The organism is Fibrella rubiginis, assembly GCF_017353185.1.
Lineage (GTDB): Bacteria > Bacteroidota > Bacteroidia > Cytophagales > Spirosomataceae > Fibrella > Fibrella rubiginis.
Genome location: NZ_JAFMYV010000002.1, coordinates 1 through 24,604, shown reverse-complemented (window position 1 = coordinate 24,604; position 24,604 = coordinate 1). Strand labels below are relative to the sequence as shown.

The window sequence follows — 24,604 nt, the reverse complement described above, 5'->3', positions numbered from 1 at the left end:
CACTATGATCACTAAAAGCATTCTGATTGCTACAGCCATTGCGCTGCTTGCTGGCCCATCACCAGCAGTCCTGTGGGGCCAAGAGCGGGCGGGCACGATGCGCCATGTAGGGGCGGGCACGATGCGCCTAGAGCGGGCGGGCACGATGGCCCGCCCCTACAAGGTTTTTACGCCAGCAAAAGCCTCCGTTCAGACTGGGGCGGAACAAACCAACCTGTACACCAGCAGCCTGCGGGGTAAGCGGGTAGGCATGGTGGTGAATCAGACGTCCATGATTCGGCAAACGCACGTGGTAGACAGTCTGCTGGCCCTGGGCATTACCATCAAAACTATTTTTGCACCGGAGCACGGTTTCCGCGGAACGGCCAGCGCAGGTGAGAAAATTGGCAACGGGCGCGACCCAAAATCGGGTGTGAGTATTGTGTCGCTCTACGGCAAAAATTACAAACCCGCCGCTGCGCAACTCGATTCGCTCGACGTGGTTGTGTTCGATATTCAGGATGTTGGCGCCCGGTTCTACACCTACATCAGCACGCTTCACTACGTGATGGAAGCCTGCGCTGAGGCCAAAAAACCGCTGGTGGTGCTGGATCGGCCCAACCCCAATGGCCATTACGTTGACGGCCCCGTGCTCGACCCGGCCTTTAAATCGTTTGTAGGCATGCATCCTATTCCGGTGGTGCACGGCCTCACGGTGGGTGAACTGGCCCGGATGATCAACGGCGAGAAGTGGCTGGCCGGGGGTGTGCAATGCTCACTGACGGTGGTGCCCGTGAAAGGCTACACCCATGCCACGCCCTACACGCTGCCCGTTGCGCCCTCGCCCAACCTACCCAACCGGCAGGCGGTGCTGCTGTATCCCTCGCTCTGCTTTTTCGAAGGCACCAACGTCAGCCTGGGCCGCGGCACCGACACTCAGTTTCAGGTAATAGGCTCACCTACTTACCCCAGCGGCCCCTACACGTTTACCCCCGTCGACAAACCCGGCGCCGTAAACCCACCCAACAAAGGCAAGCTCTGCTACGGCTATGACCTGACCAAAATTGACGCCCAAAAACTGGGACTTTCGCTCAAATACCTACTCGATTTCTACCAGAAAACACCCGATAAAGAGACGTTCTTTCTGAAAACCAACTTCATCGACAAGCTGGCGGGTACGGACCAACTGCGCAAACAGGTCATCGCGGGCGTACCCGAAAAAGCCATCCGCCAAAGCTGGGAACCTGCCCTAAGCCGTTACAAACAGCTTCGCAAAACATATTTGCTTTACCTTTGAAAAAACACCCCACCCCCAGCCCCTCCCCTGAAAAACAGGGGAGGGGAGCCGCTCTAGAGCAACTTCGCTAAGCGGAGCTTACGCCAAAGTAGCTCCCCTTCCCTGTTTTTCAGGGAAGGGGCTGGGGGTGGGGTCACCCCTTTTTATGATCGAATCCATTGCCCAGCTATACGCCGAAATTGAACAGGCGACCGTAACCAATAAAGAGCAACTGGAGCAGTATCGGCTGCGCTACCTGAGCAAGAAGGGGGCCGTTACCGAACTGTTCGAGGGCCTGAAAACCGCCGCTGCCGAAGACCGTCGTGCACTGGGTCAGCAGCTGAACGGCCTTAAAAACCTGGCGCAGGACCGTTTTCAGGCGTTTCAGGAGCAGGTGGAAGCTGCTGAACAAACCACGGCGGCCCAACCAGCGTTTGACCTGACCCTGCCCACGGTGCCTAACCTGATGGGTACGCAGCACCCGCTCAGCATTGTGCGGCAGCGCATTATCCAAATCTTCGAGCGCATTGGTTTCAACGTGGCCGACGGTCCGGAGATAGAGACGGACTGGTACAACTTCGGGGCGCTCAACTTTGCTGATAACCACCCCGCCCGCGAAATGCAGGACACGTTTTTCGTGGAGAAAACAGATACGCCCTCGCAGGACATACTGCTGCGGACGCACACCTCCAACGTGCAGATTCGGTTGATGGAGCAGGTGCGCAACTCCCCCGGTGGCTTTCGACCCATCCGGTCGATTATGCCGGGACGGGTGTATCGCAACGAGGCTATTTCGGCGCGGGCGCACTGCCAGTTTCACCAGGTCGAGGGCATCTACATTGACCACAATGTGGGCTTCAAAGACCTGAAAGACACGCTCTATCATTTTGTGAAAGAGCTGTTCACGAAAGACACCAAAATCCGGTTTCGTCCCTCCTATTTCCCCTTCACCGAACCCAGTGCCGAGATCGACATTTCGTGCCAGATTTGCGGTGGTAGCGGTTGCAACGTCTGCAAATACACGGGTTGGGTAGAAATCGCGGGGTCGGGCATGGTTGACCCCAACGTGCTAACTAACTGCGGCATTGACCCCGACGAGTTCACCGGCTTCGCGTTCGGCATGGGCATTGAACGCATCACAATGCTGAAATACCAGGTCCGCGACCTCCGCCTTTATTTCGAAAATGACGTCCGCTTTTTAAGGCAATTTGAAGGACTTTAATCAATGAGCGATTGAGTGAATGAGCGACGGTCCGGCGTCCCGGTGAGTGAATAGCTTGGAGCGCTTTGCGCATGTACCTTATGTGCGCAAAGCGCTCCAAGCTATTCACTCACCGGGACGCCGGACCGTCGCTCATTCACTCAATCGCTCATTAAGCTCTTCTCGTACATACCTTCAATTAACCTCCTCCCTATGCAGACCTATTATGACCCCGCTGATCTGAAGAAGTTCGGCAAAATCGGTGAGTTCCAGAAAGAATTTGCCGATAAATTCTTCGCTTATTACGGCGCTGTTTTTGCCGAAGGTGCCCTCACCGCCCGCGAAAAATCGCTGATTGCCCTGGCTGTTTCGCACACCGTGCAGTGCCCTTACTGCATCGACGCCTATACGTCTGATACCCTCGAAAAGGGCTGCTCGGAGCAGGAAATGATGGAGGCCGTCCACGTAGCCGCCGCTATCCGGGGAGGTGCCACGCTGGTTCACGGCGTGCAGATGATGAACAAAGCCAAGGAATTGAGCATGTAGGGATTTACGATTTACGATTTATGAATTACGATTTGGGCTTACGCATGGGTTTACTCCAGTGCAAGCCGAAGCGTAAGACCAAATCGTAATTCGTAAGTCGTAAATCGTAATTCATAACGTGAAATCCCTCAAAGCCTCCGGGCATGCGCTGGCTAGTTCAGCGGCGCAACTTGATCTCATCGAAGGAGACAACTTTGGTAAACTGGGCTTGCCGTCTTTCCACGAGCAACTTGGCCACATTGGCTTGTTTCCATTAAAGCCCACGCAGATCGACATTTTTCAGGTCAACATAGGCAAAATGTGCAACCAGGTTTGTCAGCACTGCCACGTCGATGCGGGGCCAGACCGGAAGGAGATCATGACCCGCGAGACGATGCAGCAATGCCTCGACGCGCTGGCCCAAACCACCATCGGCACGGTTGACCTCACGGGTGGCGCGCCCGAAATGAACCCCGATTTCCGGTGGTTTGTGACGGAGTTGACCAAGCTGGGGCGGCACGTGATTGTGCGCTGCAACCTCACCATCATCGTGGCTAATCCGAAGTACCACGACCTGCCCGAATTTTTCCGCGACAACAACATCGAAGTGGTCAGTTCACTGCCCTTCTACAACGCCGACAAAACCGACCGGCAGCGGGGCAAAGGGGTCTTCGCCGACTCGATTCGGGCCATGAAAATGCTCAATGACGTGGGCTATGGCGTGGAAGGTACGGGCCTGTTGCTAAACCTGGTCTATAACCCCAACGGCGCTTTCCTGCCGGGTAGTCAGGAGGGCCTGAAACGCCAGTTCAAGCGCGTATTGAAGGACGAATTTGACCTGACGTTCAATGATTTATACGCCATTACGAATATTCCCGTCAGTCGCTTTCTGGACTATCTGCTCAAGTCGGGCAACTATGATGGCTACATGGAAAAGCTCGTCAATGCCTTTAACCCGGGTGCAGCGGTGGGCGTAATGTGCCGCAACACGATTTCCATTGGCTGGGATGGTCAACTCTACGACTGCGACTTCAACCAGATGCTCGACCTGACCGTAGCCAGCCCCATCACCCACATCCGCGACTTCAACGCCGACACCCTCAACCAACGCGCTATCATCGTAAACGAACACTGCTACGCCTGCACGGCGGGAGCCGGTTCGAGTTGCGGAGGAAATACTGTTTAGGTTAAGGTCTAAAGTTGGCTACGGCGAGTGGCTTTGCGCTGTGGTGTGGCTTCGCGCTCGCAGCCCTTCGACAGGCTCAGGGTGACAGTCCATCTGATACAGTTCAGTGAACTTGATTCAAGTTTCCTGTCACCCTGAGCCTGTCGAAGGGCTGCGAGCGCGAAGCCACACCACAGCGCAAAGCCACTTGCCACAGCCATCAATCCGAAATCCGCAATCGTAAATCCCAAATCCCTTGTCCTACCTAGACGCGACCATCGACGTATACAAACAGGCTGCCGAAACGCCTGACGTTGGCCTTTGCTGCACCACCAACCCCGTGTGGCAACTGCCCGGCCTGAGCATGCCCAAAAAAATGCTCGACATGAACTACGGCTGTGGCAGCACCGTAAACCCACGCGACCTTGTCAACAGCCCCACTGTGCTGTATGTGGGCATTGGCGGGGGCATGGAACTGCTCCAGTTTGCCTATTTCAGCCGCCGCCCCGGAGCCATCATTGGCGTTGACATTGTTGACGAAATGCTAGCTGCCTGTCAGGAGAATCTGGTGGAAGCCGAGGCACAGAACGACTGGTTCCATCGCGATTTCATGGACATCCGCAAAGGCTCTGCTTTGGCCCTGCCCGTCGATGACGACAGCGTTGATGTGGCCGCGCAAAACTGTTTGTTCAACATTTTCAAAGCTGAAGACCTGCGGCTGGCCCTCGAAGAAGTGTATCGGGTGCTCAAACCGCGCGGTCGGCTGGTGATGTCGGATCCGACGTGTGAACAGCCCATGTCTGCTGAACTGCGCAACGACGACCGGCTACGGGCTTTGTGCCTCACGGGTTCATTGCCGTTGCAAGACTACCTCGATATGATTGCCAGCGTGGGGTTTGGTACCATTGAGGTACGGGCCAAACGAGCCTACCGGGTGCTGTCGCCGAATCATTACGCCACGAATGAACTGATTTATATCGAAAGCGTGGAAGTTTGCGCCATTAAAGACCCGATGCCCGCCGACGGGCCTTGTATCTTTACGGGACGAACCGCCATTTATTACGGCGACAATGACCATTTCGATGACCACAAAGGCCACGTCCTGCTGCCCAACCAACCCCTGGCCGTGTGCGACAAAACCGCCGGTGCCCTCGCCGCGCTGGGCCGCAACGACATCTTCATCTCGCCCTCAACGTATTTCTACGACGGGGGAGGATGTTGTTGATTTCGGATTGGGGATTGTTGCTTACGCCAGAGTAAACCCGTGCGCAATCAACAATCCCCAATCCGAAATCCGCAATCCCAAATCCCATGTCTCCCATCCGCCTGTCTGATCTTGCCTATACCATTGATGCCGTGCTCGAAGAGAGCTTTGGGGGGAAGGCCATGTGGGTGGTGGCCGAAACCAGTGACATCAAAAATTACCCCGACCGGCAGTACTGTTTTATGACCCTTGTGGAGCGCGAGGGCAACCAGACGGTGGCTAAACTGGAAGCGGCAATCTGGCGAAAAAACTACCCGATCATCAGGCAGTTTGAGGCGGCTACGCAGGTGGCCTTTGCCCGAAACATTCAGTTGCTGATGCTCGTGTCGGTGAGCTACCATGCCGTCTATGGTATGCGGCTGGAAGTACATCAGATCGACCATGCTTATACGCTGGGCAATCTCGAACGGGAACGCCAGGCTGTGCTGGATAGCCTTGTACGTGACTATTCGCAGTTTGTCTGGCTCGATCAGGGGCAGTATATCACCAGTAATCAGATGCTCGACCGCCCATCGGTCTGTCAGCGCATTGCCCTTATCGGCGCACCCAACTCCGACGGCTGGCGCGACTTTCGGCAGGAACTGGCCAATAACCCCTGGGGCTACCGCTTCATGATCGACGAATACGCCACCCAGGTACAGGGCGCGGGTGCCGACAAGGCCATCTGTGCCCAACTGGAGCAGATTGCGGCTGGCAGTGTCCCCTACGATGTGGTCGTGATGGTGCGCGGTGGTGGGTCGCAGCTCGACTTTGGAGCCTTCGATACCCTGCGTATGGGCGTTGCCGTGGCCAGTTTTCCTTACCCTATTGTGGCTGGTATCGGCCACGACCGCAACGTGAGCATTACCGACATGATGTGCCACCAAAGCGTGAAAACGCCCACCAAAGCCGCCGCTTTTTTGCTGGAACATAACCGCACGTTTGAAGAAACCTGCCTGCAACTAGCCTTCCGCGTGGCTGAATCGGGCCGAACGGCTTTGCTGGAAGCTCGTGAAGAAGTTGACCAGCTCACGGACCGTTTTCGCTATGGCACCCAACTTTACCTCCGCAACCGGCAGGTGGAGTTAACCGAAAAAGCCACCACTATCCGCCATCTCGACCCTGTGAATATTCTCAAACGGGGTTACGCCATGTTAAGCCAAAACGGCAAAATCATCACCCGCGCCGCCCAGTTTCAACCCCATTTGCCCGTTGAAGCAGAGATGGTGGACGGCGTTGTACGGTTAAAAATGAACAAGGTATAATGTATAATGTACAATGAATAATGTACAATGAATAATGTACAATGTACAATGGCTTTGCGCACTACATATCAATAGGCGAAGCCATTGTACATTATTCATTGTACATTGTTCATTATCCATTTTCTCCCCTATGACGTATCAAGACGCTTATGACCAGCTCACCACGCTGGTTGACGAAATTGAAAACGACACCGTGCCGCTAGATGAACTGCCGGGTAAAATCAGGCTGGCAACAGAACTGATTGCTTTTTGTCAGCAGCGACTACGCGCCGTTGACGACGACTATCAGCAAGCCGTGATTCAATTGCAGAAAAGGCAATAGATACACATTAATAAACAGGCCTATGGGCTGCCATTGGAAAACTGTGTTTAATTTTGACCTTCCTCTGAAAATGAATCACATCTCTAATGCGGCACAGACAGTAACGAAAGTGACTGGTATACCGCTGTATTGACACCGTATCTGACTGCGTACTTATGACATTATTTGGTGCTTTTAATGAGGTTTTGACCCCCGACGTACTGGCCAAAATCGCTTCTTACGAAGACGAACCCGCCGAAAAAACCACGAAGGCGGTTGAAGGCCTGGTTCATACCGTCTTTGGTGGTTTGTTGAAACGAACCACCACCGAGATCGGCGTAAATCAGTTATTTAGTCAACTCCAGAAAAGCGGCTACGACGGCTCACTAACCGCTGACTTATCGGCGGTGTTGAAAGATGCCACCCAGACGCACACCGTTATCACCAACGGCAACGAGGCCATCAGCCGGTTGCTGCCCGCCATGAAAAGCTCCATCGCGGGCATGATTTCGTCGTATGCGGGCATCCGTAACTCGTCGGCTATTTCGTTGCTGGGCCTCACCGCCGCCGTTGTTCTCGACGTGCTGGGGCGGCAGGTAAAAGAAAAGAAACTTACCGCCGACGGCCTGGCGGGCTCCCTGTTCGATCAGCGCGAAGCCTTCATCAACGCCGTGCCGGAGGGCCTGTTTCCCCAATTGGTAGAGAAAGTGGGTATCCAGCAAATCGTGGCGGGGGTAGCCGCACCAGCCCGGAGCAATGCCCCGTCCGCTAGTGTGCGCCCAGCGTCGGCTACGCGTCCTATTCCGGCCTCGACGGTCTCGTTTGAGCCCGAACCTGATAGCGGTTCGGATGGCTCGGCCGGCAAATGGCTCATCGGCCTGGCCTTGCTGGCGGCCCTGGGGGTAGGTGGTTTTTTCATCTACCAGAACAGCGTCAAAAACAGCGATAACCCCAGCGAAGCCGTTTCATCGGAACTACCAGCCAATTCGAGCGACTCTGCCGCTGCAGATACGGTAGCCCGTTCGTTGGCCGTACCGGTCGATACCACCGCCCGCCCGGTGTCGACGAGTAGCACGTCGGCTACCACGGCTACTGGTGTGGCTGTTGCCAATGCCGGCGCTACCGATGCCACGTTCAATACCGCCCTCACCACCTACCTGAATGATCCTATCCAACCGAAGGGACGCATTTTTGGCCTGACGGGCGTTACGTTCGCGCCTGGTTCGCTTACCATGACGCCGGCTTCACAGGGGCAGGTAAATGAATTAATCGCCATGCTGAAGGCCCGCCCCACCATGCAGGTGCAATTGCAGGGCTACGCCGACGATGCGCCAGTGGGTAGTGGCGTGACTAACAAAGCCCTCTCGTTCAAGCGGGCTAACGTTATTAAGCAGCAGATCGTAACGGCGGGAATCAACTACCTCCGCGTAGACGCCATCGGCCTGGGTACGGGCGTGAAAGTAGGCGAGTTGGGCAAACAACCCATGCGCAAGATCAACGTGAAGATTATTTCGAAGTAGAGTACGAGGTTTAAAGTCTAAGGTCTAACGTTTAAAGTTGGCTGACGCAAGAGTATGTTAGCGTCAGCCAACTTTAAACGTTAGACCTTAGACTTTAAACTTTAAAAAATAAAGTTCGTACTAAGGAATTGCGAGTCGTGTTCGCCCACGATCTTGTTAACAAGGGCCACGTTGGCGTCTGTCTCCTTGGTAGCCACCACCGACCGGATCGAGAATGACCGAAGCGCATCTTCTACAGACAGAGTGCCTTCTGCCGAATCCTTCCGACCCGTGAATGGGAATGTATCGGGCCCGCGCTGGCATTGGGCGTTGATGTTCACCCGGCAAACGATGTTCACCAGCGGGTCAATCAGTTGCCCGATCTGCACCGGATCATTGCCGAAAATACTCGTTTGCATGCCGTGGTCGGCGTTGATGAGATATTGTAGTGGCTCTTCGATGTTATCAAATGGTACCACCGGAATAATAGGCCCAAACTGTTCTTCACGGTAGAGTTTCATACCGTCTTTTACAGGATATACCACCGCCGGAAACACCAGTGACTCGTGGGCCGCGCCGCCGCCTTCATTCATTATCCGTGCACCCTGCGCTTCGGCTTCAGCAATGCAATCAGCAATATAAGCTGGTTTGGTAGGTTCGGGCAGGGGTGTAATGTTCACTCCCGCCTCCCAGGGCATACCCGGCTTTAGCTTGTTGACAGCAGCCGATAGTTTCTCTGTGAACTGATCGGCAATGGATCGGTGAACCCAGAAAATCTTGAGCGCCGTGCAGCGTTGGCCGTTAAATGACAGGGCTCCTAGTATACCTTCGCTCACGGCCACGTCGAGGTCGGCGTCGGGCAGCACGATAGCGGCGTTTTTGGCGTCGAGGCTCAGCACAGCCCGCAGGCGATTGCTTTTAGGGTGCATTTTTTTCAGGCTATCAGCCACTTTACTCGACCCAATCAGGGCCAGCACATTTACCTTACCCGACTGCATCAGGGGCGGCACCACGTCGGCACCGCGCCCGTAAATTGAGTTGACTACGCCCTTCGGAAAGCTCGTGCGAAAGGCCTCGAGCATGGGGTAGTGCAGCAACGAACCATGCTTGGGTGTTTTGAACAGGATCGTGTTGCCCATCAAAATCGCCGGAATCAGGGTCGTATAGGTCTCGTTGAGCGGGTAGTTGAATGGCCCCATGCTCAACACTACGCCGAGCGGTGCCCGCCTGATTTGGCCGATAATGCCCTCGGTAATCTTAAACCGCGACCCCGCCCGGTCAATATCTTTGTAGGCGTCGATGGTGTCGTAGATGTAGGTCACTGTCCGGTCGAATTCTTTGGTCGAGTCGGCGAGATTTTTACCGATTTCCCACATCAACAATTTGACAACCAACGCTTTCTGCTCAATCATCTTACCAATAAACACCTCCATGTGCTTGATGCGGTCGGTCACGCTCATCATGGGCCATTCGCCCCGGCCATTATCATAGGCCGCCGATGCAGCATCGAGGGCGGCCATCGCTTCGGTAGGGCCAGCTACAGGAAATGAGCCAACCAGCACCCGTTGCAGGGTACCCGTCTGGTCGGGCATACAAACCGGCGAGTAGACTTCCGATACGGGACCGTTCCAGGCTACCATGTCGCCATTAAGCAGGTATTCGCGCTGATGCAGCGGTTCAATGCGGTAATCGGCAGGCACGTCGGCCATGGAGGCCGGAAAAAGATTCGTTGGTAACGATGTCATGTAGCTACTAATCAAAAGTGAGTACAGGTCGTACTATAAACACAATAGTACGACAACTAACGCATACCCACTTATTTCTTTGCCAAGGGCTTTTTCAAAGGCATCGTAGTGCGCAGATAAGCCACCAACTCCTTCACTTCCGTTTCGGAAAGTGGGTCCAGCAAGCCCGTAGGCATCATAGAGACAGGGTTCACCTCCCGCGACTGAATGTCTGACTTATTAATTGCCACGGCATTCTGCCCAACCACCCGGAGCGTAAGCTGCCGTTCCGTTTCTTTGGCCACATTGCCCACATACGTACGGCCATCGCGGGTGGTGATGACCACCATTTTATAATCATCCTGAATTTCAGCGCTGGGGTCCAGAATGTTACCGAGCAGGTAGTCCAGGTTAGCCCGGTTCGACCCCGTCAGTTCAGGACCGATGATGCCGCCTTCACCGTAGAGCTTATGGCAAGGACCGCAGGTGTTCAGAAAAACGGTCCGGCCTTTCACTAAACTGGCGCTGGCTACGGCTTCGTCGGTGAGGAGGTTACGGTATTTGGCATACGCTTTCTCATCCAGCGACACATGGTCGATAGGTCCCCAGACCTCCACAAAGCCACTACCCACCACGCGGCGCAACTGCCGGGCTATGTAGGTGGGCACGTCGCGTTTGGCAATTTTATTTTTAGCTAATGCCTGCGTCAGCATCCAGCCGTAGCTAGGCCGCGAAGCCAAGGTTTGAATAGCCGCTGTCTTCTCGGCGGGGTTTAGTTTCGGATACTGTTCCAGCAACTGTTTTCCCAGCGGCTCGTTGTCGTAGCTGGCTACGGCCCGGATGGCCTCCGGACGTAGGCCAGGGTCGTTTAGCAACGCGGGCAGGACGCGCAGCAGTTCGGGCCGCTGTTGCACCGCCAGCGTTTGAAGCGCCTGCTGCCGCTGTTCAATGGGCATCCTGGCCTCATTGAGCACTGCCAGCCTTTTTATGGCCATTTCGGTGCCTCCGAAGTGATTGCCAATGTCGGTGGCTAGGTTGGCCGCTCCATCATTTGTGCTTTTCAGCCGGGCATAAGTGACCTTCCAATTGGCAGGGGCGGTTAGGTCAGAGCGGCCCTCCACCCCGTCGCGCATACCTTCCAGCAAATTAATCTTGTTTTTAGGCTGACCCGCGATAGTTGTCACGAGGGCCTCAGTGGCGTTGGCATCAACCGCCCGGCGGGCAACAAACTGCGTCACCAAGGGTAGCTGGCTTTGTGTGGCCAGGGCCAGGGCACGTTTGGGATTTTCTTTCACTAACGGCTCCAGTCCGTACCAGATCATTTTGGGCAGATTGTGGTCAGTGGCATCTTGCCGGTGAGAAAGCAAACCCTCGGCCAGTTTCCAGCGAACTTCATTGGGTAACCGCTGCATAGCCGAAGCCAGGTACAGCCGCACCACTGGTGATTGATCCTGCCTGGCCATAGTCTGAAAGGCCGCCAACGCCTGAGTTGAAGGGGTTTTATCTTCGCACAGCAGTTGCACGGCCCACGCCCGCACGTAAGGTTCCTTGTCGGCCAGTGCCCGCGTAAGTTCGTCAGGAGCCAGGCTACCCGTCACGTGCATAGTCCACAGGGCACGAAGCCGCCAGCTGGTGTTGGCGTTGGTCTGGAAGATCGTGTGCAGGGCCGCCTGTGCCGACGGGGCAAGTTTTCCGCTAGCGGCCCGACTTTGCAGGATAACCCGCGCCCGGCGGGCATGCCATTCGCTGGGACTGGTTTGCAGGGCCACTAGCTGGTCATCACTCATTTTACCCAGATCGCTATAACGCCCCGGCCAGTTTTGGGCCTGCGACTCGGTGGGCATGATACGAAAGATCCGCCCGGTTTCTTCATTGAGCACACTCGACCCACAGATGTCGGCATCGTGCCAGTCGAGCACGTACAGCCCTCCTTCGGGACCAACTTCCATGCTAAAGCCAACCCACTGGGCGTTGTTGGCCATCATGAAGTCTTCGCCATGCGTCCCCACAAAGCCCGATCCTTTGGGCGTGAGCACGTCTGACAAGATGCCATGTTCGTGGATGTTGGCCATGAAAATACGGCCCTGCTGCGTTTTGGGAAAGGCGTCGGACAGGTAGACCCGTGCCCCGCCATGCGCCGAACGGTGGCTATGATCGGCAATGGTTTTAATGTCGTCGTAGACGTAAGGGTTGAAGTGCTGCCCCCCCTGCCGGTGATAAATACCACCCGGAACCACGTGCCAGAGGTGCGGAATCACACAGGCCGTGATGAGCATCTGCCCCTTGGCATCGTAGTCGATACCCCAGGGGTTGCTAAACCCGTGGGCCACCACCTCAAACTTGTCTTTGATAGGGTGGTACCGCCACACCCCGCCGTTAATGTCGGTGCCTTCGCCCGCCAGCACGTCGTCCGGGAAAGGATCATTGTGTTTATACAGACGGCCTTTCCCAACTGGCTTGCGCACCTTCGAGGGCGTAGCAAAGCCCTGACACCCATAGAGCCAGCCGTCGGGTCCCCAGTGGAAACTGTTCAGCGTTTCGTGGCGGTCGCGGATGCCCCAGCCCGTCAGCCGCACCTCGATATTGTCCATATCGGCCTTATCGTCGCCATTTTTGTCCGGCACGAACAGCAGATTAGGCGGGGCGCCTACAAATACGCCGCCGAAGCCCACGGCAATGGCCGCCGGAAACGCGATACCTTCCATGAATACCTTGCGGCTGTCGGCTACGCCATCGTGGTCGGTGTCTTCCAAAATCAGGATGCGGCTGTCGCCCGAATTGGAAAAGCCCTTGCCCCTTGACTCGTAATCGCGGTTTTCGGCAATCCACATTCGCCCCCGGTCGTCCCAGCAGAAGGCCATTGGCTGGGTCATGAGTGGTTCGGCGGCCCAGGCGTTTACCTGATAGCCCTTCGTTACCGTCATGGCCGCGACGGCTTCGGATGGGGTAAGAAATTTAGCCTCCCGGCCTTCTTTCTGGGCAACGCCCCACAACACCGTTGAGTTATAGATACCCGCGTTACCAATAAATTCGCCGAAGGTTTTGTTCAGGGCAACGTCGCTGAGCGTACCCGTATAGATCACGATCTGGTGTTTGAGCACCTCTGTCTCGCCCTTTTTGATATGCCAGTCGCCATTGCGGGCGCGAGCGGGGCCAATACCCAGCTGTCCGTCTACGCGCCAGGGGGTAGGGTAGTTGCGATTTTGAGGGTGATCCAAAATGGCGATGTGGGCCAGATCGTTGCGTCCGTCCACCTGCATTCCCACGTCGACCCAGGTGGCGGGTTGGCCTTCGGCTTTTTCGTTACGCTGGCGGGCGGCATTAACCACCTCACCACGAATGCCTTCATGCCAGGGCATACGCAGAAACAAGCCACCATAATCATACTTACCAATCGTAACGTCGGTCCGGGCGTCACCATTCCACTCTAAGTTGAGCAAAAACGTGCCGTTCTGTTCGCGCATAGACCAGTTTTGAGTCTCGGTCAATACAGTTTTGCCGGTCGAGTCGATGAGGTTATAGACGGTTTGCCAGCCTACGGTGTTGCCCTTGGTGGGCATCACCTTCGCCGACACCCGCCGCCAGTAGTCGCCCTGCGGATGGTGAAAGTAATCGCGGCCATTCACGCGGGTAAACCCCCAGTATAAACCTGTCTGGTGTTTGTGGTGGCCGGGGCTATACTCAGTCAGTACTCCTTTGCCGTCGGGCGCAACAATAGGGTGCAGGTAGGGCCTGAAATCGGCTTTCGTCACCTGGGTGAGTATGGGATTTTTCTCACCAGCGCGGTATACGCTGATGGCTTCGCCGTTTTTGTCCTGCTTAATCACCAACGGCTTTGGCCCGCCAACAACCGTAGCCAGCGTAGTAGTGGCCTGACTAACGGGAACAGGCCGAAACGCATAGGAAAGGCCAAGAAAAATAAGGCTGATACTAAGGATCGTGAGTTTCATAACTAGCTAAAGGCATGATTACCCAATAAATCCCTTTCCGCCCCTTTTTTACCAACCGGGTATGTTAATTGACAAGCGCCATTTTTCTACCGACGCTACGCTGTTATGTTATGTCCCGATGGGACAAGTAGTTGCACAAGATGGAAACGCCCCCCTTGATAATGCGCTTTGTGGTTTTCATAGCTGTGACGGAGCTAAAATCTTACTCTTGAAGGGTTTTGCACTGCGTCTGACTAATGAGGTGATGCGTCCATCTCAAGTGTAGCACTAGGGGTTACACCATTGAGATAGGCACAAAAAAGCCCCTCCACAGTGTAGAGGGGCCGTTTTCGTACCGGGTGCCGGACTCGAACCGGCATGTCCTTGCGAACAATGGTGTTTGAGACCATCGCGTCTACCGGTTCCGCCAACCCGGCAGGTTAAATTCGGTAGCTGTTCTGTTGAACGTGACGCAAAAGTAGCGTTTTGCGCCTGTAAATGCAATATTTAGCGACCAATTCAGTAACGCTCACCCGTAAACTACACTCATGACTAAGCTCTATTCTGATCTGGCTTATCTCTATGACGCACTCTATCAGACGTTTATCGACTACGACGCCGAGTTCAGCCTATACAAGCGCCTGTTACAAAAACAGAAGGCAAAATCGGTACTCGAAATTGGGTGCGGGAGCGGGCACCTTGCCGGCCGTTTCGTGGCGGCGGGCTACGATTATACAGGCGTAGACATTAGCCAGCAAATGCTGGAATTAGCCCAAAAACGATGCCCGGAGGTCCATTTTGAGCAAGCCGATATGCGGACGTTACGCCTGGAACGCGTCTACGACGCCATCCTGATTACGGCCCGTAGCCTCAGTTACATCCTCACCAATGCCGATGTGCTCAGTACGTTTCGGCAGTTGAAAAATCACCTCGCTTCCACCGGCACACTCCATTTTGACTTCATCGACGCCGCCTCGTTCCTGCCCGATCTGAATCCTGACACTGTGGTGGAACACCGGGCACTATATGGTGGGCAAGTTTATCTGCGCCAAAGCCGCTACACGCCCAACCTCACCACCAGTTTCGGCTGGGACTGGCATTCTGATTTTTTTATTGAAGTGCCTGGACAACCCTTACAGCCCATTGCCCAGGATGACGCCACATTGCGAGCTTTTCTGCCCGATGAGATTAAGCTGCTTCTGCAACTGGCCGACCTGACCGTTTTCGCCGAAAAAAGACAGTCAACTTACGCGTTTGATACGTGGATTTTTTCGGCTAGACATGCATAAAAAAAGCCCCGTCTGTAGCAGACGGGGCTTTTTTAGTTCAGCAGAGCGGTGCCGGGGGCGTTCCGCTCCAGAATTAGAACCGGATGTTCAGGTTGGCGAAAAAGGTAGTGCCTAACTGGCTGAACTGCGAGCCATTGTAGCCCAGAATGTCATACCGGCCGCTGAAGCCCAAATCTCCGCGGAGACGTGCTTTGGCAAGGGGGTCAGCAATGGCTTTGGCACCTTCCGAATCCTGCGCAATCAGGTCCCACTTCGGCAACACATTAAACAGGTTATTGACAACGAGCGTACCCGTTACGTTTTTGCTAAACAAATACCCAACGCTTAAATCCGTCACGGCAGCAGGTACGAACGTAGCCTTGATATGCTCCATAATGGCACCGCCATTGTCCAGATCCTGGAACGACGTTGAGCCAAACAGGGTGCTGTTCAGGTTGATGTTAAACTTACCAATACCGTAGTCGGCCCCGAAGATTACCTTGTAACGGGGGCGGCTTTCGGTCAGCAGCGACTTGATCTGCGTGTTCAGAATGGTGGCGCCAGCCGCTTTGATCGGGGCAGGGTCGGTGGGCGTACCCACGATCTCATTGTTGATCGTGAAGTTGCCCGCCACGTTCAGACCCAGCTTACCCGCTCCCAACAAAATATTCCGGTACGATACTACGGCATCGAGGCCTGAGTTGTTGGTTTCGATACCATTGATGAAGAACTGAATGCTCGTCACACCATACTGATTCAGGATCCCGTAGAGTGAACTGGTTTTGTCTGACGAACTAATCGACGAGCTATACACAATCCGGTCCTTCACGTTGATGTTGTAATAATCGAGCGTGATGTTCAAGTTTTTGGTAGGGTTCAGGGCTACTCCCAGCGTCAGGTTAGTCGATTTCTCGGGGCGAAGAGAAGGAATACCCAGCAGACGGGCCTGCGCACTGCGGTTGTTGAACAGACCTGACGACTGAATCTGGCCGCCCACAAACGATGCCTGGATCGATTGGGCGTAGATCTGATGCAGCGTAGGGGCGCGGAAACCCGTTGAATATGAGGCGCGTAGGACTACTTTATCGTCGGCTATTTTGTAGCGCGTCGAGACCTTAAACACGTTGGCGTTGCCGAAATCGCTGTAGTTCTCGGTCCGAACCGTACCGTTGAGCAGGAAATCCTTGGTCACGTCGTAGCTAAGGTCAGCGTAGGCGCCAATGTTGAAGCGCTGATTGACGCCAGCATTCAACGGGTTCAGACCAGGAAACGAATTCGACCCCTCCTGCGTGTACGACGCTTCGTCACCCGCAATGATGGTGTACTTCTCTGAGCGGGCTTCCATACCAAAAGCCAAACCCAGCTTGTCTGTCACCTGCTTCGAAATATCGACGTTACCCACCAGATGGCTGAACTCATACCCACCGGGCTTAAACCGGGTAGGGCTTGATTTTCCTAATGACCGGTTCACGGTATTATCAACGGTGTAGGTCTGGCCGTTAAAACCCGTGGTCAGGCTCACATCATGCTTCCAGCCGTTGGTTTCGCCTTTTACACCCAACGTCGCGTTATGGTCGATCATGTCACCTTCAAAGGTGGGCACGTAGCCGATGTAGCCTTTGTAGAGGTCAACGTTGTCTTCTTTAGGAAACGCCAGCGTGGCAGCAGTAAGGTAGTTCTTGCCACCATTGTCGGTAGGGCTGTGAAGCAGACCCCGGTCTTGCCGCCAGTAGGGTGTACGGAAGTTGGCAAAGCTCGATACGCGCTTCATCACCATCGCCGCGTTGCCATACAGTTCCAGCTTATTACCCAGCGAAACGCCGCCGTTGATGAGGAAGCGGGCTGCCGAGGTTTCGCCGGTGCCGTTGATGTTGTTGGCCGTCGGAAAATCTTTCAGGTAAGCATCAATCAGTGCATCAGAGGCGGCACTGCCTCCAAAAGCCGCTTTTTCTGAGGGTGCGTAGATCGTACCAGAGCGTACGGCGCTGTTTTGCTGCTGCAGGTTGAGGGTATAGTTCAAAAAGCCGTTGCCGCCCAGATTGCTACCTCCGTTGAAGGCCACGCTATACATCCCACCGTCTCCTTTCGAGGTAATACCCGTGTTGATGTCAAGACTCGAAAAGTCGTACTTGTCTTTCAGGATGATATTGATAACCCCGGCAATAGCGTCTGACCCATATTGGGCTGAGGCTCCATCGCGCAGGATTTCAACGCGCTTGATAGCCTGCGTCGGGATAGACGAGATATCAACGCCCGTTTCGCCACGACCGGGCGAGAACTGCACGTAGAGCAATGAAGACAGGTTCTTGCGCTTTCCGTTGACCAGAATCAGCGTGCGGCTGGGGCCCATGTTGCGGAGTTCCCAGGGGTCAAGTAGCGTTGTAGCGTCGTTAACGGGCGTATTGACGGTGTTGAATGACGGCACCCGATACTGCATCGACTTATCGAATGTGGGTTGGCCCGTCGTTTTCAAATCTGCTGCCGAGAGAATATCAACCGGAACGGGTGAATCGACGATAGACCGTTGCGAGGCCCGACTACCCACAACCACCACCTCTGACAGGTTTGACAGTGCCGCTTCGAGTTGCACATCCAGCGTTTGATCAGCACCTGCTACCGTCACCGTTTTAGTGACAGTATTAAAACCAATAAATGAGTACGTTACTTTCTGCGTACCATCGGGCAATTTCAAGGCGTATTTGCCTTCTCCGTCGGTCGTGGCGCCAGCGTTTGTTCCTACCAATACCACCGATACCCCAGCTAGTGGGGTTTTGGCTTCGTCTGTAATCGTACCTCTTAATACGGCCTGCGCCCATGACACAGTGGTGATGAGCACAAGTAAAATTACGGATACCACAGTACGGGTGGCTGCGTTGTACCTGTTAAGCATAGGATCTACGGTCTTTTTGATTAGAAGAGCAATTTTGTATTGCTCGTTAACAAATATAGACCACATAATTTTTTAATCCTTGCTTAACACCACATCCTATTCGTGCTAATCAGAAGAGACACTGGTAAAACTCATACAGTAAACTGGATAGATTATATATAAAATGCGGCTTTTTTGATCAAGTAGATAGAGTATACGCATTAATAAATGCGGATTTTACTCATACCGTAATGCCTCTATCGGGTCTAGCCGGGAAGCACGGATTGCGGGGTAAATACCTGAAAATAAGCCAACTGCTATGCACACCACAACGCCCAGCACCATCCACAGCCAGGGCACTACAAAGCGCCCGGCCCCGTTACTGATGGCGCTTGCTACTACGTTGCCCAGCATCAGGCTCAGCAGAATGCCAACTACACCACCCAGCAAACAGATGACAATAGCCTCGAATAAAAACTGTTGACGAATGCGGCTCGGCGTAGCTCCCAGCGATTTCCGGATGCCGATTTCCCGGGTACGCTCGGTCACAGAGACCAGCATGATATTCATAAGGGCAATGGCGGCTCCCAGCAGTGTTATGGCCCCAATGCCAAACCCACCCCAGCGCAGATACCCCGTTGTATCGGCAATGTCATCAAGCAGGGCATTGTCGCGCTGAATTTCAAACGAGTCGGGCTGGCCCAGCGGGTCGTGACGAATTTGGCGCATAAGCCCGGTGGCCTCGCCCACGGCCATATCCTGATCGTTAATCTGCGTAACCGACGCCGAAATGTTGAATGTCAACGCCCGGTCTCCAGCCAGCTGACGCCCTGTTTCAAAAGGTACCAGCACGATTCGGTCATCGCCAGCCCCAGAGAGCGAGCCTTTTTTGGCCAGTACACCCAACACCCGAAACTGCCCGCCCATTACTCGAATCACCTGCCCAATCGGGTTTATATTTTTACCGAACAGGGTACCGGCCAGTTCGCTGCCAATCAGGGCCACGTTGAGCGACAAGTCGATGTCATTGGCAGTGAAGGCTCTTCCCTGCGCCATTTTGTAGCTTTTTACGGGCAAATAGCCTTCGTCTATACCCAAGACCTGCACATTAGGGTTCGTTTTCTTTGAGCCATACTTCACCTGCCCCGCCCCCGTTATGGGTGCAGAAATGGTGATTGTGGCCCCGTATTTGTACCGTTTTTTAAACGCAAGGGCTTCGTGGTAGTCGATGGCCCGGTCTTTCTGGATCACCCGGCCACTAAACCGGCGCGTTTCCTGCCGGGGGCCAATGCTGAACGTGTTGGCACCCAGCCCCTCGAAACTGCTGTTAAGGGAAGCCTGAATGCCGTCGATAGCCGTGAGCGTACCCACCAGCGAGGTGATGCCAATGGCAATAATGAGGGCCGTCAGGATAGTCCGCAGCCGGTTGCTGAGAATAGAACGCCACCCTTCGCGGATATTTTCGAGTATATTCATTTTTAATGAACAATGTATAATGCACAATGTACAATGTCACTTACGGCAGAGTTAGTCGGATTAAGTACGCTGGCTGATGAGCCATTGTACATTATACATTGTTCATTGTACATTGAGCCTTTTTTTCTTCGTTACAAAGCTACTAGCTAACCAGCTTGCTGACCTGCCAATGAGACGCTTACTCCTACCGCTTGTCCTTTTTCTGCTCTCGACGGCCAGTTTTGCCGCCCGTATTCTGGTGCCGATGGACGAGGCGCAGAAAAACCACCTGAAGGCCTACGGAATTGCCTATTGGGTGCTGAAAACGCACGACACCGAAATCGACTGGCTGCTCAACTACCGGGGCGGGTCGTTTCTGATGCCGCAGTCACCTGCTTTTTCCAAAGAAATGCTCATTCGGGGCGTCACGTTCGAGACCATTTCCGACGCCGACGCAGCTAATATCCTGGCCGAAATCAATTCGCCCAACGCGAACATGGATGCCGTGAAGCTCCAGAAAGCGCCCAAAGTGGCCGTGTATTCGCCCAAGACCAAGCAACCCTGGGACGATGCCGTGACGATGGTAATGGCCTATGCCGAGATACCCTACGACGTGGTTTTCGACGAAGAGGTACTAAATAGCAAACTGCCCGAATACGACTGGCTGCACCTGCACCACGAAGATTTCACGGGCCAGTTCGGTAAGTTTTTCCACATGAAAGACCAGCCTTGGTATATCGCCCAGCGCCGCGAAGCCGAAGTGATCACCCAGAAGTTTGGCTTCACCAAAGTGCCGCAGATGAAGCTGGCGGTGGTGAAAAAAATCCGCGATTTTGCCCTCGGCGGGGGCTACATGTTTGCCATGTGCAATGCTACCGATACCTACGACATTGCCCTGGCGGCGCAGAACACCGACATTGTGGACACCTTCTACGACGGCGACCCGTTCGACCCGCAGTGTAACAGCAAACTTGATTTCAGCCAGACAATGGCTTTCAAGGATTTTCAGGTGTACACCAACCCGTATATGATCGAGTTCTCGAACATCGACAATCAACCCGAAGAACGCGGTCTGAGTGAGCACAACGATTACTTCACGCTGTTTCAGTTTTCGGCCAAGTGGAACCCCATTCCTACCATGCTGACGCAGAACCACCAAAGCACAATCAAGGGCTTTATGGGGCAGACCACGGCGTTTAAAAAGGCCTACATCAAACCGCAGGTAGACATTCTGGCCGAAAACCGGGCGGCGGGCGAGGCGCGGTACATTCATGCGCCCTACGGCAAAGGCTTCTTCACCTTCTACGGCGGCCACGACCCCGAAGACTACCGCCACGAGATCGGCGAGGAACCCACCGATCTGAACCTGCACCCCAACTCGGCAGGCTACCGGCTCATTTTGAATAACATTCTCTTCCCGGCGGCGAAAAAGAAAAAACAGAAAACGTAGAGATTTACGAATTACGAGGTACGATTTACGATTTTTGCTGACGCTCCTTTTGCTCTATAGCAATTTCATGCGTCAGCAAAAATCGTAAATCGTACCTCGTAATTCGTAAATCTCTACGTGGAAGCACCAACAGATAACAAATTCCGGTTGTGGTTTAAGCGCCTGGGCTGGGCCGGGTTCTTATTCTTCCTCATCAAAGGCCTCCTCTGGCTTTTGATCCCGTACCTGATTGCCAAAGGTTTCTGGTCGAAATAGCCGTTGCCGCAACAGTTCACCGCTCGTGTAATTCTACGGGCAACCCATTCCGACTTTTCTGCATCTTTGGTTCAACTCGTTCTGAACCAAACTCATGCAAGCTGCCTTTCCTGACTCCGCCCCGGCATACCCCCTTACTCCATCCCGCCCCACCGATTGGCGGCTCGGATTACCCACCTACGTATACGCCGTCGTTTTCGCCTCATTCTGCATCATCATGGGCCTGCTCTGGGACATAATGTGGCATATGAGCATTGGCCGCGACGGGCTGTTTTCGGCACCGCACGTGGTCATGTATACCGGCGCCCTGGTATCGGGCCTGTTTTCGGGCTACCAGATTCTGTCCATGACGTTTGAGAAAAATCACCCCGACCGGCCCAAGTCAGTGCGGTTCTGGGGCGTTTTCTACGGGTCACTCGGCGCCATGTATTGCGTGTGGGGAGCCCTGGCCATGCTTACCTCCGCCCCTTTCGACGACTGGTGGCACAACACCTACGGCCTTGACGTCCAGATTCTTACGCCACCCCATACGATTTTGCTGGTGGGTATGATGATGGTGCAGTTTGGGGCTATTGTGGCGGTGTTAGCCCAGCAAAATCAGACCAACAGCCAAACCGATCCCCGGCAGGCAGCCCGCATCCGATTGCTGTTTACGCTATCAAGCGCGTTTATGCTTAGCGTCTTGTTTGTGCTGGTATCGGAAAATTTGGGGCGGTATGCCTCGCACAACTCGTCATACTACACCAACGCCGCCATCATATTTCCGTTTCTGCTGATGACCATTGGTCGCGCGGTAAGCGGTGACACCCGGTTTCGTTATCCTATCCTGACGGTAGCAGCCGTTTATATGCTGGTGATTGCGGTGCCAAGCTGGGTACTCCAGCAATTTCCGGCCACACCTAAACTGAGTCCGGTCCGAAACCCGATTACCCATTACCAGGCGTTTGTTTTTCCCATGTTGCTCGTCTTTCCGGGACTCGCCCTCGATTGGGTGTTCAATCGTTTTTCAACAGGCCGCGTCGTTAAACCACTGAACGACTGGCTATTAGCGGCCATAGCGGCGATAGTCTTTATGCTTGTTTTCCTGGCCGTACAATGGCCGTTCGGTGGATTCCTGCAAGAATCGCCGCTGGCCCGTAACTGGTTCTTTATGAGCCATTCGTGGATGTACGCTGAAGATCCCAACTGGGAATACCGCTACAAGTTTGGCCCGTGGTTTAACCAAACGGCGGGTCAGTTTGCCACCGAATTTGGCATAGCGCTGCTTATCGCGTTTGTGTCTGCCCGCATTGGCCTGTGGTGGGGTAACTGGATGCGGCGCGTTGTACGGTAACGTCTCACGGACGGTCCGCCGCTGCGACGATTTGCCGCGACGGCGGACCGTCGGTGTTTTCCACCTGTTATAATTCACAGCACGGACGGTCCGCCGTCGCGGCGATTTGCTCCGTGAGACTGCTATTAAACCTCCTCCATGAAACGCCTTCTCCCCCGCCTGCTCTTTTTCTGTTTGTTTATTCTTTCAACCACCCATTCGCTCAGTAGTTACGCCCACGTGGGTAGTGCTGGCGTAGTTGTGCAAAAACGGGTGGGCAACTACCAACTGCTCATCAGTGTGCAGCCGCCCGACGTGGTGCCGGGCACCGCCCAGGTAACTGTTTATGTAGAGAAAGGTCGGGTAACCAGCATAGTGGGTCGGCCCGTTTTTTTCTTTGAAGGCGATGAAGGTTCACCCGAAGCCGAAGCCCTGAAAGCCGTCGGGAATGACCGTTATGAAGGTGCTATCTGGTTTATGCAGTCTGGCTCGACTAGTGTTGAGCTAACCCTTAATGGCCCCGATGGCAAAGCCGAATTGGTCATTCCAATGATGGCAAACTCGACCGCCACCCGCGAGATGCCCGCCGGAACTGGTGCCGGGCTGGCCGTAATGGGCCTGCTGCTGGTTGCTATGCTAATAACAATCATCGGGGCCAGCAATGCCGACGGTGTCAGTAAGCCGGGAGACGAAGCAACAAAAAAGCTAGGCCGCCGTCGACTGGCGGGGATGGTTGTCGGTGGGGTTGTTTTAGTGATGGTGCTGTCGGGCGGACGGATGTGGTGGAATAGCTGGGCCGACGAATACCGGACCTACCAGCTTTATAAACCTGTTCCGCTTATCAGCAAGGCCATTCCTGACGACAAAGGACAAGTGGTGCTCACCATGCAACCTGACACCACCGGCTTCAGCAAAAACTGGCAACGTCGGCGTGATTTCAACCTGCTCGTGCCCGACCACGGCAAGCTCATGCACACGTTTCTGGTGCGTATGCCGGGTATGGACGCCTTCGCGCATCTGCACGCCACCCGTCGCGATTCATTGCATTTTGAGGCACGATTACCCAACTTGCCCGGTGGTCGTTACCTGCTGTTTACCGATGTGGTCTACCGCTCAGGCTACGCCGAAACCCTCACCGATACCGTCGATATTCCGGCGGTGAAAGTCTCCGCTGCTCAGGCCGCGCTCCGCACCGTCGACCCCGATGATAGCTATTTGCTCACTGAACCGATGGGCGTGAAACAAGAAGCTGTTGGAAAATTACACCTCGACAACGACATGGTGGCCTGCGGAAAACCCGGTGCCAGCACCCGCCTCACCGACGGTTCGACCATGATCTGGACCGACAAACCCAGCCCGATACTGAACGCAGGCGAATTATACACGCTGAAATTTGCTGTGGCCGACCCGGCTGGTAAAGCAGCCAAACTGGAACCCTACCTGGGCATGGGCGGTCACGCCGCCATTCTCCGTTCCGACGGTACAGTCTACATTCACCTGCATCCCGTGGGTACGTATTCAATGGCCTCAGAAACCATGCTGGTTAACCGCATTGCCGATACCTCACGCACAGCGCCCCGACTCAATGGCGCCCGTTTCCGCGACAGCATTGATACCTACCTGACCCAGTTCAAAGCCAAACCAGAAACCGAAAAGAATGCTATGCTCGCCCTGCAAATGCCCGGCATGGACCACGGCACCGGCATCAATAACATGGTTACGTTCCCCTACGCCTTCCCCCGCCCAGGCCACTACCGTATCTGGGTACAAGTAAAGCGCAATGGCCAGGTGCAAACCGGCGTGTTTGATACGCAAGTGAAGTAGGCAAGGTTAATGTACAATGCAGAATGTACAATGAACAATGGCTTCGCGAACGTACCACGGACTT

Annotated in this window: 16 protein-coding genes and 1 tRNA gene; 12 read left to right on the top strand and 5 right to left on the bottom strand. The window is 54.5% G+C overall.

The window, feature by feature from the left end:
* The first annotated feature begins 4 nt into the window (after nt 1-4).
* The 8 genes from J2I47_RS03650 to J2I47_RS03615 all read left to right on the top strand — a co-directional run bounded on the left by J2I47_RS03650 (nt 5) and on the right by J2I47_RS03615 (nt 8,475).
* Nucleotides 5-1,276, top strand: coding sequence for an exo-beta-N-acetylmuramidase NamZ family protein (locus J2I47_RS03650; protein ID WP_445451875.1), 1,272 nt, complete (start codon nt 5-7; stop codon nt 1,274-1,276).
* 145 nt (nt 1,277-1,421) lie between these two features.
* Nucleotides 1,422-2,477, top strand: coding sequence for a phenylalanine--tRNA ligase subunit alpha (gene pheS, locus J2I47_RS03645; RefSeq protein WP_207363206.1), 1,056 nt, complete (start codon nt 1,422-1,424; stop codon nt 2,475-2,477).
* Between the two features lie 192 nt (nt 2,478-2,669).
* Nucleotides 2,670-3,002 carry an arsenosugar biosynthesis-associated peroxidase-like protein gene (locus J2I47_RS03640; protein WP_207337584.1) on the top strand — a complete coding sequence of 111 codons (333 nt, stop codon included), beginning with the start codon at nt 2,670-2,672 and terminating at the stop codon, nt 3,000-3,002.
* Between the two features lie 118 nt (nt 3,003-3,120).
* Nucleotides 3,121-4,167, top strand: coding sequence for an arsenosugar biosynthesis radical SAM (seleno)protein ArsS (gene arsS / locus J2I47_RS03635; protein WP_207363205.1), 1,047 nt, complete (start codon nt 3,121-3,123; stop codon nt 4,165-4,167).
* A 235-nt stretch (nt 4,168-4,402) separates the two neighbouring features.
* Nucleotides 4,403-5,371 carry an arsenosugar biosynthesis arsenite methyltransferase ArsM gene (gene arsM, locus J2I47_RS03630; protein WP_207363204.1) on the top strand — a complete coding sequence of 323 codons (969 nt, stop codon included), beginning with the start codon at nt 4,403-4,405 and terminating at the stop codon, nt 5,369-5,371.
* A gap of 86 nt (nt 5,372-5,457) precedes the next feature.
* Nucleotides 5,458-6,654 (top strand): exodeoxyribonuclease VII large subunit, encoded by a 1,197-nt coding sequence (locus J2I47_RS03625; protein ID WP_207363203.1) that lies wholly within the window; start codon nt 5,458-5,460, stop codon nt 6,652-6,654.
* 130 nt (nt 6,655-6,784) lie between these two features.
* Nucleotides 6,785-6,976 (top strand): exodeoxyribonuclease VII small subunit, encoded by a 192-nt coding sequence (gene xseB / locus J2I47_RS03620; RefSeq protein WP_207337588.1) that lies wholly within the window; start codon nt 6,785-6,787, stop codon nt 6,974-6,976.
* Between the two features lie 155 nt (nt 6,977-7,131).
* Nucleotides 7,132-8,475 carry an OmpA family protein gene (locus J2I47_RS03615; RefSeq protein WP_207363202.1) on the top strand — a complete coding sequence of 448 codons (1,344 nt, stop codon included), beginning with the start codon at nt 7,132-7,134 and terminating at the stop codon, nt 8,473-8,475.
* A gap of 101 nt (nt 8,476-8,576) precedes the next feature.
* Here J2I47_RS03615 and J2I47_RS03610 read toward each other — a convergent pair whose 3' ends face one another.
* The 3 genes from J2I47_RS03610 to J2I47_RS03600 all read right to left on the bottom strand — a co-directional run bounded on the left by J2I47_RS03610 (nt 8,577) and on the right by J2I47_RS03600 (nt 14,544).
* Nucleotides 8,577-10,199 carry an NADP-dependent glyceraldehyde-3-phosphate dehydrogenase gene (locus tag J2I47_RS03610; RefSeq protein ID WP_207363201.1) on the bottom strand — a complete coding sequence of 541 codons (1,623 nt, stop codon included), beginning with the start codon at nt 10,197-10,199 and terminating at the stop codon, nt 8,577-8,579.
* A gap of 71 nt (nt 10,200-10,270) precedes the next feature.
* Nucleotides 10,271-14,128: a PVC-type heme-binding CxxCH protein gene (locus tag J2I47_RS03605; RefSeq protein ID WP_207363200.1), complete on the bottom strand. Its 3,858-nt coding sequence runs from the start codon at nt 14,126-14,128 to the stop codon at nt 10,271-10,273.
* A 332-nt stretch (nt 14,129-14,460) separates the two neighbouring features.
* A tRNA-Leu gene (locus J2I47_RS03600) sits at nt 14,461-14,544 on the bottom strand.
* Nucleotides 14,545-14,655: 111 nt separating this feature from the next.
* Here J2I47_RS03600 and J2I47_RS03595 point away from each other — a divergent pair.
* Nucleotides 14,656-15,396, top strand: a complete 741-nt coding sequence (locus tag J2I47_RS03595; RefSeq protein WP_207363199.1) for a class I SAM-dependent DNA methyltransferase — start codon at nt 14,656-14,658, stop codon at nt 15,394-15,396.
* A gap of 73 nt (nt 15,397-15,469) precedes the next feature.
* Here the strand turns inward: J2I47_RS03595 and J2I47_RS03590 are convergent, their stop codons facing one another.
* Complete coding sequence (locus J2I47_RS03590) at nt 15,470-18,211, bottom strand: TonB-dependent receptor (RefSeq protein WP_310587618.1); 2,742 nt, start codon at nt 18,209-18,211, stop codon at nt 15,470-15,472.
* 270 nt (nt 18,212-18,481) lie between these two features.
* On the bottom strand, nt 18,482-19,720 hold the full coding sequence (locus tag J2I47_RS03585; protein ID WP_207363197.1) for an ABC transporter permease: 1,239 nt from the start codon (nt 19,718-19,720) through the stop codon (nt 18,482-18,484).
* Nucleotides 19,721-19,889: 169 nt separating this feature from the next.
* On the opposite strand from J2I47_RS03585, the gene J2I47_RS03580 reads away from it, so the two are divergent.
* The 3 genes from J2I47_RS03580 to J2I47_RS03570 all read left to right on the top strand — a co-directional run bounded on the left by J2I47_RS03580 (nt 19,890) and on the right by J2I47_RS03570 (nt 24,540).
* Nucleotides 19,890-21,149, top strand: a complete 1,260-nt coding sequence (locus tag J2I47_RS03580; RefSeq protein WP_207363196.1) for an asparagine synthetase B — start codon at nt 19,890-19,892, stop codon at nt 21,147-21,149.
* Between the two features lie 349 nt (nt 21,150-21,498).
* Nucleotides 21,499-22,737: a hypothetical protein gene (locus J2I47_RS03575; RefSeq protein ID WP_207363195.1), complete on the top strand. Its 1,239-nt coding sequence runs from the start codon at nt 21,499-21,501 to the stop codon at nt 22,735-22,737.
* Nucleotides 22,738-22,875: 138 nt separating this feature from the next.
* Nucleotides 22,876-24,540 (top strand): DUF8832 domain-containing protein, encoded by a 1,665-nt coding sequence (locus J2I47_RS03570; protein WP_207363194.1) that lies wholly within the window; start codon nt 22,876-22,878, stop codon nt 24,538-24,540.
* Nucleotides 24,541-24,604: the final 64 nt, after the last annotated feature.